The organism is Metabacillus halosaccharovorans, assembly GCF_002019635.1.
GTDB lineage: Bacteria > Bacillota > Bacilli > Bacillales > Bacillaceae > Metabacillus > Metabacillus halosaccharovorans.
This window is the reverse complement of record NZ_KV917372.1, coordinates 581,576-597,462: the sequence shown is the minus strand read 5'-3', so window position 1 is coordinate 597,462 and position 15,887 is coordinate 581,576. Positions and strand designations below refer to the sequence as shown.

Here is a 15,887-nt window from a genome sequence, read left to right as displayed (position 1 = left end):
CTGGCATTGGTTTTCGGCAAAGGATGTGAAAAAAAGGTCTCTACATGATCTATCAAAATAGATTTGAAGCTAGGTTGTCTTCCTCTTATATAAATACCTATATTCATAACTTGTGAAAAATTGACTTAAGCAATTTTAAAAATTAATAGGAGGTTCTAGATATGAAAAAAATTCCTGTAACAGTGTTAAGTGGTTATCTAGGAGCGGGAAAAACAACGATTTTAAATCACATCCTTCAAAATCGTGAGGGTTTAAAGGTAGCTGTCATCGTGAATGACATGAGTGAAGTAAACATAGATGCAGAAACCATCAAGCAAGGCGGGGGATTAAAAAGAACAGAAGAAAAATTGGTCGAAATGTCAAACGGTTGTATCTGCTGTACCTTAAGAGAAGACTTGCTGATCGAGGTTGAAAAACTTGCGTCTGAAGGGAACATTGATTATATCGTCATAGAGTCTACAGGAATTAGTGAGCCAGTTCCTGTTGCTCAAACCTTTTCATACATAGACGAGGAGTTGGGGATTGATCTTACCCGTTTTTGTAAGCTGGATACAATGGTCACTGTAGTTGATGCGAACCGATTTTGGCAGGATTTTAGATCGGGAGAAAGTCTGCTTGACCGAAAAGAAGCCCTAAGCGAGGCAGATGATCGTGAAATCGCAGATTTATTACTCGATCAAATTGAATTTTGTGATGTTCTGATTATCAATAAATGTGATCTTGTAAGTGAAGAAGAGTTGGCGCATTTAGAAAGGGTGCTACGCAAACTTCAACCTGAAGCAAGAATAATCAGAACAAGCAAAGGCAAAATTCAACCAGCAGATATTCTTCATACAAATCTTTTTGATTTTGAGAAAGCAAGTGAATCTGCAGGGTGGATAAAAGAGCTGACAATCGGCCATAAGGAGCATCAGCCGGAAACAGAAGAGTATGGCATTACATCGTTTGTTTATAAAAGAAAGCTGCCTTTTCATAGTGAAAGGTTTTATCAACTCATGCATTCACTTTCTGAAAATATTGTGAGGGTAAAAGGAATTGCCTGGTGTGCAACGAGAAATGAATTTGCTCTTTCTGTCTCACAAGCAGGTCCGTCTATCGGAATAGAACCTGTGGCTTATTGGGTAGCCGCTATGCCAGCTGGTGAGCAAGAGCTTATTTTAAATGAAAATCCTCATATTAAAGCTGTATGGGATCCGGAATTTGGTGATCGCATGACTCAGTTGGTTTTTATTGGGACAGATATGAATGAAAAAGAGGTATCGAAACAATTAGATGCTTGTCTATTAAGTAGTGATGAATTTGATGTAGATTGGACATTGTTTAAGGATCCGTTTCATTGGGATATTCCGGAAAGAGCTTAATGAAATTTGGAATTAGAAGAGGTATATGTCAACTGTAATTCTTCATAATTGTCTGGAATATAAATCTTTATTTTATATTAAAAAAGAGACCATATTTAAACATTTGGTCTCTTTTTTTATCATAAGAGTTATTGTAAAAAAATAGATTAGCTAATAAGTGTTTCCTAATCCTTACAAGAAAAAAAGTATTAGTAGTTACATTCAACAAATGCTTTAAATGCTTTAGAGAATCTTTATTTAAAATGCTAATTGAATATATGCCAGGTGCGAAATGTTTCAATCTTGAAATGGAGAGATATCATATTACTCATTATAAAAAATAGAGTTGAGCAAAGAAAGGCATTTCATGTAAATGACGTTTAAATTAAACTGGATAGGTGTGGATAATCCATTTTAAGGTTTATGAAGTTTCTTATGTGTTTTTTAGTGGTATTTTGTGAATTTCACAGAAAATTATTGACTTTTTATTAGGTTAGATTAGATAATAAACAACATGACATCACTAAAACGTTCATAACTCTCGGAATGTAAGCGGTTTATTTTGTGGAAGACACTGGCTAATCTTTATATTAAGATGTCTAATGCATATTCACACCAAAAAGCATCAATAGAATGTAGGATACATAAGAAAAGATAGTTTTGTGAGTTTCTCATAACGATTGGCTGGGGAGATGGAGGAGGTGGTTCTACAAGAAATAGATCGGAAAATTTTCAGTCCACTAAAACTTAGAATAGAAAGCAGAAGCATATTTTGGTGACACATCAAAGGCTTATCAAAAGAGCAAATCAGAAAACAGAATGAAGTTCTTAAGTAAGAAGATTAAGAAAATATTAGAATGTAACATATTGAAGAAGCACATAGAGAATTCTCTTAATCAGGACTAAACTTTAGCATTCTCAATCGATCCATGTGAAAGACATTTAACGTTAGGGATTACAACTAGCTGTAAACAAATTTATTTGATGGAAGTGGGAGAGAAAATGATAACAAGAAATGATGTTGAATATTATCATGAAAATGGTTATTTGCTTGTTAAAGGAGTTTTTAATAGTCATGAAGTAGAAGAAATGCGCAAATCAGTTGACAATATTATTAAAAAAGCTGCAGAAGCAAAACTTGACAGTAACCATGCATGGCAAGGGGATTTTGTTTCGGAAAGAGAAATTCATAAGCTTGTATTAAAGGGATTTCATAATCTTGAATACCACGATTCTTCTTTTATCAAGGCAATTTTACATGAGAATATGATAGAGATCTTATCAAAACTAATCGGTCCGAATGTTCAACTACATCACTCTAAAATGTTAGTAAAGCCGCCAGAAAAAGGGGCAGCCTTTCCTATGCATCAAGACTTTCCATATTTTCCTCATGAGAAACATACTATGTTGGCTGCTAGTGTACATTTGGACAATGCTGACATTGAAAATGGATGTTTACATGTTATACCTAAATCCCATCAAAGTGGACCTCTTGAACATAGGGGACAGCATTATTTAAATCATAAGGAATATCCGATTGAACTAGGTACACCATGTCCGGCGGAAGCGGGGGATGTGTTATTTTTTAACTATTTAACAGTTCACGGATCACAAAGTAACAAAAGTAATCGGACTAGAAGAAATGTTCTCTTTCAATATCGTGATCCCTCAGATTTGCCTGTGAAAAATGTCCATGTTGATTGGGGTCAAGGTTTAATGGTTTGCGGAGAGAATCCTGTGTTTCAAGAATATGATCCTAATAAAATCGTAGATAAGTTAAAAATAGGATCATAATCCTAAATTAGATTACCAGCTAATAAATGGAGAATTTTTGTAGGTAGAGTAATTAATGTAAGCTATAAGGCTAATTTAAAGGTTAGTAAGAAGTCTCTAAGTTTACTTAGAGGCTTTCTAATTGTTTCAGTTTTCGTATTCTTAATAATTGTATAGTCCTCATTCGATATTTGATTTTTAGCGACAAGGCTTGGAGACGTAGGTCGCTTCTTGTTAAAACCTTAGCTGATTGAAAAGTTTCATTAGAATGAATCATATCGTTGAAAACCAGCTTTTCCTAAAGTTGTTTGAATAAATTTCTATTAAAATATAAAGCTCTTGATAAATCGAAATTATTACGATATTATTTAAAACGGAATGATTACGGTTGTAAAGGGAGTATAATAATGAAATTAATTAGAAGTAAAAAACAGTATAACAGTGGAATTATGATGAAACTCAGTATCTTATTGATTATTGCAAGCATCTTAACAGCTTGTACAGACGCGAGCAATAGCAGCCAAAAAGAAGACAGTAAGCATATCAGCTTTCTATATAATTTTTCGACAAATTCTCTTGATCCCCATGTTGATACAAGTTATGTCCCACTAAGAGCAGGGATAACAGAAACGCTAGTAAAATTAGATGAGGAAAACTTAACGATTGCCCCTTGGCTTGCAAAGGATTGGAGCGGTGAGGACGGAGTCAATTGGTCAATTAATCTTCGAGAAGGAATTACTTTTCACAATGGAAAAGAGATGGATGCTAATGCTGTAAAGGCATCACTTGAACGTGCCCTTAAAGAAAGTGTTGCGATACAAAATGCATTGAAAATTGATACGATTGAGGCAAATGGATATACATTACATATCAAAACAAAGCAGCCTTTCCCTGAATTTATTTCTGAACTTGTAAACCCAAATGTATCTATTATAGATGTTACAGAAGAAGACATTATAAATCATCCTATTGGGACAGGACCCTTCGCTTTAACCTCATTTGAGCCGGGAAGCAATCTTAAGCTTGAACGATATGATGATTATTGGGACGGACCATCGAATCTTGATTCTGTTACGTTTGCCTTTAATGAGGATGCAAATGCCAGAACTCTTGCTCTTAAGTCTGGAGAAGTGGATATTGTGTATCGTCCAGAGGTTGAAAGCTTAGATTCATTAAGCAAACAAGAAGGCATGAAGGTGGAAGCAACAGAGACATTCCGCGTTCATCAGATGACCATGAATATGGAGCGAAAAAGCTTACAGGATGTAAATGTTCGCCGTGCTGTTGATGCACTGATCGATCGCCAAAAGATTGTGGATACGATTTTATTAGGTTATGCAGAGCCTGCGGTTGGTCCATTTGCTCCATCATTACCGTTTGCTCCATCATATAAACAAAGTGAAACAGGTAAAGAAGCAGCAATTAAGTATTTGAAGGAAGCTGGCTACACACTTGAGGATGGCAAAATGCAAAAAGACGGAGAGGAACTTTCTTTTACTCTATTAACCTATAGTGCTAGAGCAGATTTACCTTTAATTGCTCAAGTCTTTCAATCTGATGCAAAACAAATTGGAATTGATGTAGAAATCCGTCAGATTGATATTCCGGAAGAATATATGGCGTCAAATCGTGATTGGGACTTGGCTACCTATAGTAATTTAACAGCTCCTCGTGGAGATGCGGGCTATTATTTAAATGCCACATATCATCCAACTGGTGCACTTAATTTTAGTGGTGCCCATGAGCCGGAGTTAACGGAAATTATTGACAAGCTGAACCAAACAGTAAACCAAGAAGACCGTGCTGTGCTTGCAGAGCAGGCAGCAGATTATGTTCATGAAAATGTGATTAACTCGTTTGTTTTACATCCTTCTACAATTGTTGCTTATAACGAAAACAAAGTGGAAAAGTGGGTAACCACACGTAGTGAATATTACATGATTACCAATAAACTGGATGTGAAGTAATATGCTTCGTATTATTACAGGAAAATTCATTGAAGTTCTCCTTTTTATGTTATTTCTTACATTTGTTAGTTTCTTATTTGTAAGATTAGCTCCTGGAGATCCTGTCTTAACAATTCTAAATGTCGATGAGTTATCAGTTAGTCAGGAGCAGGTAGAGGAATTGAGAGAGGATATGGGCTTTAATAAGCCCTTGCTTGCTCAATATGGACACTGGTTAATGAAATTCATCCAGTTGGATTTAGGTACATCCTATGTTACAGGTCAACCTGTCATGGAAATGTTTCTGCAAAGTCTCCCAGCCACAATCGAATTATCGTTAGGTTCGTTATTTGTCATGCTGGCAGTGGCGATTCCACTAGGCTCGCTCTCTGCTCTTTATCTCAATAGCTGGATTGATCAAGTAAGTCGTACATTATCAATACTTGGTGCTGCTGTACCAAGTTTTTGGTTAGGTTTAATTTTAATTGATCTATTTGGTGTACGATTTAGCTTGTTCCCAACAATGGGACGGGACGGATTCTCGTCGATAATTTTACCTTCGTTTACACTTGGATTAGCTATTTCAAGTGTTTATGTTCGTTTACTACGTTCAAGTTTACTAGATTCATTAAGTCAGGAATTTGTTCGATCAGCGAGAGCACGTGGATTGTCAGAAAGACGTATTTTTGTGCTGCATGCTTTTCGCCATAGTCTCCCACCTGTAATTACAGTGTTTGGGGTTAGTTTAGGAAGTCTAATCGGCGGGGTAGTCGTTATTGAGGTATTATTCGCGTATCCGGGAATTGGGAAGCTGGTGATCGATGCCATTCGTCAACGAGATTATCCGATTATCCAAGGATATATTTTAATTATGGCAATGATCGTTTTTGTTGTGAATACATGTGTAGATTTATCGTATCGCTATCTAAATCCTGAATTGAAGCTAAAAGAAATGGAGACCAACTGATGAAAGCAATGTCGTTACAGGTACTGAAAGGTAAACAATCCAGTTGGAAAATGATTGTGCTCCTTTTGGCCATTATCATGTTTCTGTGGGTTACAATCTATACTTTCTTATACTTAAAGCATGATCCATTTTTGACCAATCTGGATGGACGGCTTCTAGGAATGAGTCTTCTGCATCCGTTTGGTACGGATCAACTTGGCCGGGATGTATTGACAAGATTATTGCTGGGTGGACAGCAGACCATTGGATATAGTTTACTGGCACTAGTTGCTGCTCTCATTATTGGTGTCCCTTTTGGTCTTATTTCCGGTTATAAACGTGGGTTAGTTGATAAGATTTTTATGCGTATTGCTGATGGATTTCTATCATTTCCTGATACAATTGTCGCAATTGTATTAAGCGGTCTTATGGGCCCGGGAATTGGTAATCTGGTCCTTGCGATTGTATTTGTTAAATGGGTTAGTTATGCTCGGTTAGTAAGAAGTACAGTATTATCAGAATCTCAAAAGGAATATATTTTAATCGCAAAAATCAATGGACTTTCCTCATGGAAAATTATGCGCAAGCATTTGTTTCCTCATATAGTTGGTCATGTTTTGGTTCTGGCCAGCCTTGATTTAGGAAAGATTATTTTGCTTATTTCTGCGTTTTCTTATATTGGACTTGGTGTACAGCCGCCAACTCCTGAGTGGGGTGCGATGTTAAACGATTCTCGTTCTTATTTTCAATCAAGACCTGAGTTAATGGTCTATCCTGGTTTGGCTATTGTACTTGTTGTGCTGTTAACGAATATGCTCGGAGATTATTTGCGAGATATTTTTGATGTGAAGAAAGAGGTGCGGTAAGTGATATTATCGATTGAACAACTATCAATTGCGAGTAAAGAAAAGAATATTGTAGATACTGTATCTCTTTCGATTAAAGAAGGGGAATGGTTTGCGCTTGTTGGCCAAAGTGGTAGCGGTAAAAGCTTACTTTCTCAGGCAATCGGGCAAATGCTGTCGCCGAATTTAAAGGTAACCGGAAGAATTCTTTTTAGAGGTGAGGATCTGCTGACCTACACACAAAAAGACATGAGAAACATTCGTGGACGTAAAGTATCGTATATTTTCCAGGATTATCAGGGCTCATTCACCCCTTTTCGAACAATTGGCCAGCATCTTGACGAGTACCAGAAAACACATGGCATAAAGGATAAAATAGAAAGAAAACAACATTCCATTGACGCTCTGGAATCTGTCGGGTTAGATGAAACATTATACAAACGTTATCCATTTCAATTGAGTGGAGGCCAGTTGCAAAGGGTTTCCATTGCAATCGCTCTTTTGTTATCACCAGACTTAATCATAGCTGACGAAATGACAACTGCACTTGATAGTGTTTCAGGTCATAGAATCCTGGAGCTGTTGGCAAAGAGGCAAAAAGAAACAGGTTGTACGATTTTATTTATCACCCATGATTGGCGTCATGTGAGGCGGTATGCTGACCGACTTGCCATCATGAAGGATGGACAAATTGTTGAAAAAGGGCATAAGCATCGTATCCTTGATCATCCAGGTCACCCTTATACAAAGCAGCTTATCTCTGCTGCACCTATTTTAGGTAGTGGTCTGCGATCAGGATTAGAGGAGGTGGAGCATGTATGAGTCTGCTTAAGATTAAAGAGGTAAAAAAGACATTTAAATCAGGAAAGGAAGCACTGAAGAATGTTTCATTTCACTTAAATAAGGGTGAATGTCTCGGACTTGTTGGAGAAAGCGGATGTGGAAAAAGTACGCTGGCACGTTGCTTATTACGGGTAGAAAAAATAGATAGCGGATCCATTTTATTTCATGGTGAAGCGATTGAGAAATTGGACGAACGTCGACTGCATCCTTATCGAAATAAAATCCAAATTGTGTTTCAAAATCCTTCAGCTGCTTTAAATCCTAAACTAAAAATAAAGGATTCACTGATTGACCCTTATGAACAATACCACCATTCGCTGAATCTAAATCATTTCTTCTATACCTCTAAGGAGCAGTTTGTTTCACAGCTTCTTGATGCGGTTGGATTGCCATCAGAATTGGCTAATCGATATCCTCATGAATTAAGTGGAGGACAAAAGCAGCGTGTAACGATTGCCCGTGCTATAAGTATAGAACCAGAACTCATTGTATTAGATGAGCCGACTGCAAGTCTTGATGTTATCTCACAAAAGGCTATCTTAACTTTACTCACTGAACTTCGTGAAACATTAAATCTCTCTTATTTATTTATTTCTCATGATCTTGCGGCAGTTAGCCAGATGAGTCAACGGATAATAGTCATGAATTCAGGCGAGATTGTGGATCAATTTAATCAAGAGCATCTATTTAGTGATGATCGTCATCCCTATACAAAAGAGCTGGTGTCTATTTTTTAATTTGGAAGATTTGGTAATCACTAGAAGGGATTCGTTGTTTTTGTTACGGGTTGCTTTAATGTCATAAACGTAAATTAATTGGTACTAGGAAATTCTCTCCAAGCAAATTATATGTATTTTAATTATAAAGAAATATACTTAATTAGTGGTTGTAGGTATTAAGTAAGGGATTTCATATCAAGTATACAGTATAATTGTATGAAAATTCATAATAGTAATGCTAAATAAGCTTGGTCATGATACAATTAAAATTGACATATATTCCATAAATATCCTTATTTCCAAGTGAGAGTCTTCTTCATTTAGAAAACCAGCCTTACCAGTCATCCTGTTACTGTGTAGGGCTATTTGTGTAAAAAGGAGGTGGTATTCGTGTTGGAGTGGTTAGAGCTTCTTGTCAAATTGTTAGTTGCTGCTGCCACACTTTTCTCTTCCATCACAATTGGGTTAAAAAACATAGATGATTTAAAAAGAAAGTCAAAAAAGAAAAGACGCCTCCTATAAGGAAGACGTCAATAAACAGTGCTTACAAGTAAATTATAATACAAATTATAACAAAAGGTGCGAAAAAAATAAAATTATCAGAAGTTTTATTGGATAATAAGGATATATGGAATTATGTCACTTTTAATAAAGGAGGAATCACAATGAGTAAAGTTGGATTAATTCCTTTTACTATTCAAACTGTATTAAAAGATACAAAAATTATTCCACCAGGTATTAAATTAGTCGGTGCACCTAATTCATGGGAGCAAGGTTATTTTGGTAATGGAAATGTTATTGCTGTTCTTGATACAGGATGTGATTCCAGTCATTTCGAGCTTCAAAATCAAATTATTGATGTGTATAATTTTACAACAGATGATATGGGAGATCCAAAAAACATAAAAGATTATAATGGGCATGGTACCCATGTATGTGGGACGATTTGTGCTGAAGAAAATGATAAAGGTGTAGTAGGTGTTGCACCTAAAGCAAAACTTCTTGTTTTGAAGGTGCTCTCAGGTCAAGGTTATGGAGAAACAAAATGGGTGACAGAGGGCATTCGATATGCAACAAAATGGCGAGGACCAAATGGTGAGCGTGTGAGAGTAATCTCGATGTCATTAGGAGGAAAAGATGATCATCCAGATCTTCATAAGGCAATTCAAGAAGCAATTAGCCAAGAAATTCTTGTCGTATGTGCTGCCGGTAATGAAGGGGATGGAAATCATGAAACAGATGAGTTTGCCTATCCGGGAGCATATCCTGAAGTTATACAAGTAGGATCGGTTAATTTACAGAAGGAGATTTCAACATTCAGCAATACCAATAAGGTGATCGATCTTGTTGCACCTGGTGAAGAAATTATTTCAACATATCTCAATAACGAATTTGCCGTCTTATCTGGAACATCTATGGCGACCCCACATGTATCAGGAGCTGTTGCTCTTATTATTGAACAATGTGAAAAAGAATTTGACCGTTCTCTTACTGAAGCTGAAGTGTACGCTCAACTAATTAAAAGAACCATCTCATTAAATTACAGTAGGCGCCACCAGGGGAACGGATTGCTGGATTTGGGTTTAGGTGTTGATTCCAAGACCGAAACAGTACAAACAGCAGCTAACGAGTAAAGAAACACATTGTGTAAGTTATAATAAGATAAGGAAATTATAAAAAGAGCGCAGTAGCCTGTGCTCTTTTCATTAGGGCTGGTCAAGAGAGCTTGAATGTCTAATATTGTATAATAGAGAACTAGGGTCTCAAGTATCTTACTTCTAACCTGTAATTTAAAAATGTAACAATAATTAATGAAATAATATGCATATATATCTTTAAATACGAAGGAGAAAGAACAAATTCACCGTATATCATAGTAGAAAGAAAAAATGGGAGTTGGTTTATATGGCGAATGGTGTTGAAGATTTTTATTGTGACAAGGTGTTAAGCGGTAAGACGACTGTGGAAAAAGTTTTAGAGACCGATCAAACTTTAGCCTTTTATCATACCCGTCCTTTTTATGATGTACATATCGTTGTAATCCCTAAAAAACACATCACATCTTTAGTAGACTTTAATATTAATGAGAGAAGTATCGTTGAAGATTTATTTCAAGTTATTCAAATCGTGTCAAAGCAAGTAAATGATCAATATGGCGCTTGTACGGTATCGACTAATATCGGAGAGTATCAGAGTAATAAGCATCTACATTGGCATGTGCATTATGGAAACCGTATAAAGTATAAAGATGGGACTTGGTGTTGAAAAATTTGATAGATATAGAGAAGAGGGATAGATATGGAAATAAGCGTAAAAGCAGCTTACGACCAGCTTGCAAGCGATTATGAACATAATGTTGATACAAAAAATGCATTTAATGCTCATTACGAAAGACCTGCAATGGTAAATCTTCTCCCAAAAAATTTAACAAACATGAAAGTGTTAGATGCAGGCTGTGCTGCAGGTTGGTATACAGCCAAGTTACTAGAACTTGGTGCAGAAGTAACTGCCACAGACATAAGTAAGGAAATGGTAGCAGCCACTCAACGGCGTGTTGGAAACAGAGCGAAAGTTTTAAATTTAGACTTAGAAAAAGAATTACCCTTTGAAAATGAATCTTTTGATTACATAATCAGTTCACTTGTCATTCACTATATTAAAGATTGGGATAAAACCTTTAGTGAATTTCAAAGGATGATCAAACCAGGAGGAATATTACAATTTTCCATACACCATCCATTTATGGATATTAAATTCTCCAAAAATCAAGAGTATTTTTCTAAAGAGCTAATTGTTGACCAGTGGGAAAGGCAAGGGAAATTAATAGATGTTCCTTTTTACCGAAGGCCATTGAATGAAATAATAAATAAAACACTGGATTATTTTTCGATTGAAGGAATAGTCGAACCTAAGCCTACAATAGAGTTCAAATCACTAAATCCCGAGAGTTATGAGCGGCTAATAAAACAACCTAATTTTTTGATTATAAAGGCTATTAAGAAACACTAAAAAACTATAATCGGGCGCTTTCCTTATATAAGGTTAGTGCTTTTTTAGTTATCTTTGGATTAAACAGTTGAGCAGCGTCAGGAAATTTGAAACAATAGTTATTAAGGTTAAGGGATGAATTATTGACTTATGGGTGGTGAGGATGTCATGGTGAGAAGTTTATTTACAATAGGAATAATCCTACAATCCACGTTCCTAATTTTGTATTTTAGTGCGATTTTATCTAAAATGAATAATGCAATAGGTGCTATCTTGTGTTTATTCCTAAGTTCAACAAGCCTTATGGTAGGAGTATTAATATTAAAATATCATACAAATAAATTGTCATCATTGCCTATAATTTTAACAGGGTTCCTTATGTTAATGTTTACACTAGTTACATATTTTTTAGGGGAGGCTGGATATCCACCGTTAATATTTATGAATTAATTATTGTATACAAGGAGAATTTAAATGATTAGTAGTCGTATATATTTAATAGTATCTATTACAGTTGGATTGGGTTTATTGACTGCATGTGGAGAGTCATCTGTTGAATCAAATGCTAAATCTTCGAATAATAACTCCGCTCTTAATGCTGACAGCGATTTAACAAATAAAGATGAAAGGAAAACTGAAAATTCCTTTGATGAGAAAAACGGCAAAAATCAGCTAGAAGAACAAGGAGGTATGTCAAAAAAGGCATCTACAAGTAATGAAGATGGTGAGCCATTGAAATCCGATAATACCAGCAATGAAGTGATGGAAAGTAAAAAGGATGTATATCTCAAGAAACTAAATGAAATGGAAGAATCAGACCGATACACAGAAGCTAAAACAACAATGGTTGAGATGGAAGAACAAGAGGTGGAAAGATATAAAAAGTGGGATAAGGAATTGAACGAAATCTATGGAGTGTTAAAAGATCAGCTTGACACAGGTCAAATGGGAGAGATAAGAAAACAACAAAGGGACTGGGTAACACACAGAGATGAAGCCGCAAAAGTAGCTTCACTAAAATATGAAGGTGGATCGACAGAATCATTAGAATATGTAGCAACACAAGCAACTCTTACAAGAGAAAGATGCTATGAGTTGGTTGCTAAATATATGAAGTAATATAAACTTAAATAATTTATCTTGATAGGTGCGTTTTAATTTTTTAACGTGCTTTTCATATTTGACTACTCTTTAGGATTTAAAAAGAATTATTAAATAAGGGAGTTGGTTAAATGATTAAGGCCGTCTTGTTTGATCTAGATGGAACTTTGTTAAATCGAGATGAGTCAATAAAAAGATTCATACATAATCAGTACCAGCGTTTAAATAAATGCCTAAATCATATTCCAAAAGAGACATACATTTCAAGATTTATAGAACTCGACAATCGTGGGTATGTTTGGAAAGACAAAGTATATCAACAATTATCTCAAGAATTCCAAATATCAGGAATAACATGGGAAGGCTTGCTTCAAGATTATATCAATGAATTTAAAGATTACTGTGTCCCATTTGATAACTTAATTCAAATGTTGGAAGAATTAAAGAGCAGCAATCTTAAATTAGGTATCATAACAAATGGATATGGACAATTTCAAATGGATAATATTAAAGCGTTAGGAATTGAGAATTATTTTGAAGTGATTTTGGTATCGGAATTGGAAGGATTAAAGAAACCTGACCCAAAAATATTTATTAGAGCCTTAGAGCAACTTAATGCATCACCTGAACAAAGCATATTTTTGGGGGACCATCCTAAAAATGATGTTAAAGCTGCTCAAAATGTTGGTATGAAAGGAATTTGGAAAAAAGATGTTCAATGGGAAAATGTTAAAGCAGATTTCACAGTAAATGATTTGGCTGAACTAGTATTAATCATAAAAAATTTAAGTGAATATTAAGTTGAAACTTTATAGCTAATTGATACATAGTTTTATTGAGGAATAATCTAAGTAGTAAGAAAAAATTGAAATATTTGAGAAAGGGGAATCTAAAATGAAAACAGTCATTCAAGCAATTATGTGTTCAGTTGTCATTCATGTCGCCTATATGGTTACTATGATGGTAGTCGGTTATATAAAAACAAGGAATTACAAACCAGATATAGCGGGTGCGTGGGATAGGGTTGATACACTTCAGAATGAAGTTTCCTTTGGAAAGAGTAGTTCTCCTTTTCTATACATAATAACGTTTATTGCAGTAACGTTTATTTGTGGATGCATTATTTTAGTCTATAAAAAGTTGGTGTCCTAACATATATTTTAATTTAATAGTCCAAGCTTCTATATTGTCTTGTTAAACGTTCATGTTTGTTCAAGTACATTTTTACACATTCGCTTTTTCATTAATAAATTTTGCTTTGATATCCAACCATAATACGCTCAAGTGCTACCCATCCAATGAACTTTGGTTTTTCCCAACCTGGAGCAGTAGTTAATTTTTCTACATCAAGGTAGTTATTAATTTTCACCTTATCCCAAGCATGTATAATCTCTCCATTACCTATAGACAAGCCTACATGGCCCCAATTTTTTCTCTCACCATTAATTACTCCTAAGCAATCATAAAAAACAAAGGTTCCCTTAGGAGGCATACTAGTATGCATATTAGCTTCATATAAGTCAGCAGATTCTTTTGCAGTATCTCCACCAAAGATTTCAATGTTATTACTTCTCTCTAATGCATCCTCTACAAAAGCCAGGCAAATATAACAATATTCTCTAGAATTCAAATGACCTTTAGCCCAATCAATTGCATTGTTAATATATTTATCATAATTTTTATCCATTTTTTGTCTCCTCTTTATTCATCTATAATGCAAATGTATTCAACAAAAAGAATTTTAATCCTGCCAAGATAGGAAATTCTTAACTAAATTTTGATCTTCACTATCAAGTATCTGTCATTATAAAGGGATATTTTTGAGCTATTTTCTAGAATAACTTCTTCAAGGAAATTGGATATTTATGTTAAAATGGATAAGTGGTTTGGAAGATACTTAAAGGGGGAGTTTAATGAAGATACTTAATAAGTTTCCAAAAAGTAAAGAAAGTTTACATTTGGACCTGATTAGTAACGGGTGGATACCTATAAAAGAACCAAAGAATCTAATTAGCTCAATTTTGTTATCTGTCCCTTTAATGATAGTCAATGCAATTATCGCTATTGGAGTAATAAATGTTTTTTCCAATATTTCTTTGAGCGATTTTGGACTGACATCCGATTCAATATCATTAACAATTAATTTAAGTATTATTTTATGGCTATTTTTACTTTTAGTGCTTCACGAGTTGCTGCATTTGATTTTTATTCCGAAATTTAATAAATCAGACAAAACATTTGTAGGGATAACGATGTTTGGTGGTTTTGTGATAACAGAAGAAGAGATATCAAAATCAAGATATATTCTCATTACAATTGCTCCTTTCATCATTATTTCAGTCATTCTACCATTATTATTAAGTGTGTTTGGATTGTTAACACCAATATTGAAGTTTTTAATTCTACTAAACTCATTGGCATCATCTGTTGATATGCTTAATCTCCTATTGATCATTAAACAGATACCAAAAAATGCAACTCTAAAAAGTAACGGACCATATACTTATTGGAAACAGGTACAATGAACAAAAAGTGTAAATTTGAAATTTTATCAAGAGAATGGCAAAAAATTGGGGGAAGTAAAATGATTCGTAAGTTAAATAAAGAAGACCATGAAGTAGTAATGGAGCTAATTGGTCATAAGCCGGCAGAAAATTTATTTATTATAGGTGATATTGAAGCATTTGGATATGATTCTGATATTCAAGAGATTTGGGGACAATTTCAAAGCGAAAGATTGATTGCTGTTTTATTACGTTACGACAAAAATTATATCCCTTTTAGTGAACAAAATTATGATATAAAAGGCTTTGCAGAAATTATTAACAATAACCATGATCAAATAGAAATAAGTGGTTTAAAGCATGTAGTTGAGCCTCTTCATCGATTAATAAATAGAAAGGTTAGAAAACATAGTGAAACATATTATGCTAAATGCACAAGTTTAAGTTATGAGGTTTCTGAAGTTGAAATGAAACAAGTAGATAAATTACAGCCTTTAAATTATGAAGAAAATGTGGAGATGTTACGGTCAATACCTGAATTTAGTACAGGTACTTTTAGTGTTGAAGCAAGAGAACGTGCTGAAACATATAAAACAGGGAGAACGTATATTGTCAGAAATGAACAAGGAATAATGGTGGCCTCAGCGTCTTCGACAGCGGAAAACTCTCAATCTGCGATGATCGTTGGTGTAGGGACAAGACCAGGCTATGAACGTAGGGGATATGCGACAAAATGTATGGAAAAGCTTTGCAATGAATTATTATCGGAGGGGAAATCACTTTGTTTATTTTACGATAATCCTGCTGCAGGAAAAATATACAAGAGATTGGGCTTTAGCGATATTGGATTTTGGACAATGATTCGCTATGAATCTAAATAAC

At 34.8% G+C, this 15,887-nt stretch carries 17 protein-coding genes; 16 read left to right on the top strand and 1 reads right to left on the bottom strand.

The features are described 5' to 3' along the window. Positions 1-161 precede the first annotated feature (161 nt). The 14 genes from BK577_RS17190 to BK577_RS17125 all read left to right on the top strand — a co-directional run bounded on the left by BK577_RS17190 (position 162) and on the right by BK577_RS17125 (position 13,653). Positions 162-1,361: a GTP-binding protein gene (locus BK577_RS17190; protein WP_078434085.1), complete on the top strand. Its 1,200-nt coding sequence runs from the start codon at positions 162-164 to the stop codon at positions 1,359-1,361. Between the two features lie 981 nt (positions 1,362-2,342). Beyond that, positions 2,343-3,134, top strand: coding sequence for a phytanoyl-CoA dioxygenase family protein (locus tag BK577_RS17185; protein ID WP_078434084.1), 792 nt, complete (start codon positions 2,343-2,345; stop codon positions 3,132-3,134). Positions 3,135-3,520: 386 nt separating this feature from the next. Then, the gene (nikA, locus tag BK577_RS17180) at positions 3,521-5,080 is read left to right on the top strand and encodes a nickel ABC transporter substrate-binding protein (RefSeq protein ID WP_245823537.1); all 1,560 of its coding nucleotides are present in this window, start codon (positions 3,521-3,523) and stop codon (positions 5,078-5,080) included. Position 5,081: 1 nt separating this feature from the next. Next, positions 5,082-6,026, top strand: coding sequence for a nickel ABC transporter permease (nikB, locus tag BK577_RS17175; protein ID WP_078434083.1), 945 nt, complete (start codon positions 5,082-5,084; stop codon positions 6,024-6,026). Next, positions 6,026-6,871, top strand: coding sequence for a nickel transporter permease (nikC, locus tag BK577_RS17170; RefSeq protein WP_078434082.1), 846 nt, complete (start codon positions 6,026-6,028; stop codon positions 6,869-6,871). The genes nikB and nikC overlap by 1 nt, the downstream gene beginning before the upstream one ends. Next, entirely contained in the window at positions 6,872-7,672 is an 801-nt protein-coding gene (locus BK577_RS17165) for an ABC transporter ATP-binding protein (RefSeq protein ID WP_078434081.1), read from the top strand. Next, on the top strand, positions 7,669-8,430 hold the full coding sequence (locus tag BK577_RS17160; protein ID WP_078434080.1) for an ABC transporter ATP-binding protein: 762 nt from the start codon (positions 7,669-7,671) through the stop codon (positions 8,428-8,430). Before BK577_RS17165 ends, BK577_RS17160 begins: the two co-directional genes overlap by 4 nt. A gap of 372 nt (positions 8,431-8,802) precedes the next feature. Further along, positions 8,803-8,934, top strand: coding sequence for a hypothetical protein (locus tag BK577_RS26635; protein ID WP_264195905.1), 132 nt, complete (start codon positions 8,803-8,805; stop codon positions 8,932-8,934). A gap of 143 nt (positions 8,935-9,077) precedes the next feature. After that, positions 9,078-10,046: a S8 family peptidase gene (locus BK577_RS17155; protein WP_078434079.1), complete on the top strand. Its 969-nt coding sequence runs from the start codon at positions 9,078-9,080 to the stop codon at positions 10,044-10,046. Between the two features lie 271 nt (positions 10,047-10,317). Further along, complete coding sequence (locus BK577_RS17150; RefSeq protein WP_078434078.1) at positions 10,318-10,677, top strand: HIT family protein; 360 nt, start codon at positions 10,318-10,320, stop codon at positions 10,675-10,677. 33 nt (positions 10,678-10,710) lie between these two features. Further along, positions 10,711-11,421 (top strand): class I SAM-dependent methyltransferase, encoded by a 711-nt coding sequence (locus BK577_RS17145; RefSeq protein WP_078434077.1) that lies wholly within the window; start codon positions 10,711-10,713, stop codon positions 11,419-11,421. A gap of 453 nt (positions 11,422-11,874) precedes the next feature. Further along, positions 11,875-12,519: a lysozyme inhibitor LprI family protein gene (locus BK577_RS17135; protein ID WP_078434075.1), complete on the top strand. Its 645-nt coding sequence runs from the start codon at positions 11,875-11,877 to the stop codon at positions 12,517-12,519. A 113-nt stretch (positions 12,520-12,632) separates the two neighbouring features. After that, a complete protein-coding gene (locus BK577_RS17130) occupies positions 12,633-13,301 on the top strand; it encodes an HAD family hydrolase (RefSeq protein ID WP_078434074.1) in 669 nt (222 codons plus the stop codon). A gap of 94 nt (positions 13,302-13,395) precedes the next feature. After that, the gene (locus BK577_RS17125; protein ID WP_078434073.1) at positions 13,396-13,653 is read left to right on the top strand and encodes a hypothetical protein; all 258 of its coding nucleotides are present in this window, start codon (positions 13,396-13,398) and stop codon (positions 13,651-13,653) included. A gap of 91 nt (positions 13,654-13,744) precedes the next feature. Here the strand turns inward: BK577_RS17125 and BK577_RS17120 are convergent, their stop codons facing one another. Continuing rightward, positions 13,745-14,188 (bottom strand): NlpC/P60 family protein, encoded by a 444-nt coding sequence (locus tag BK577_RS17120; RefSeq protein WP_078434072.1) that lies wholly within the window; start codon positions 14,186-14,188, stop codon positions 13,745-13,747. 226 nt (positions 14,189-14,414) lie between these two features. Here BK577_RS17120 and BK577_RS17115 point away from each other — a divergent pair, with 226 nt between their 5' ends. Next, positions 14,415-15,026 carry a DUF3267 domain-containing protein gene (locus tag BK577_RS17115; RefSeq protein WP_078434071.1) on the top strand — a complete coding sequence of 204 codons (612 nt, stop codon included), beginning with the start codon at positions 14,415-14,417 and terminating at the stop codon, positions 15,024-15,026. A 59-nt stretch (positions 15,027-15,085) separates the two neighbouring features. After that, the gene (locus BK577_RS17110; RefSeq protein WP_078435301.1) at positions 15,086-15,886 is read left to right on the top strand and encodes a GNAT family N-acetyltransferase; all 801 of its coding nucleotides are present in this window, start codon (positions 15,086-15,088) and stop codon (positions 15,884-15,886) included. Position 15,887: the final 1 nt, after the last annotated feature.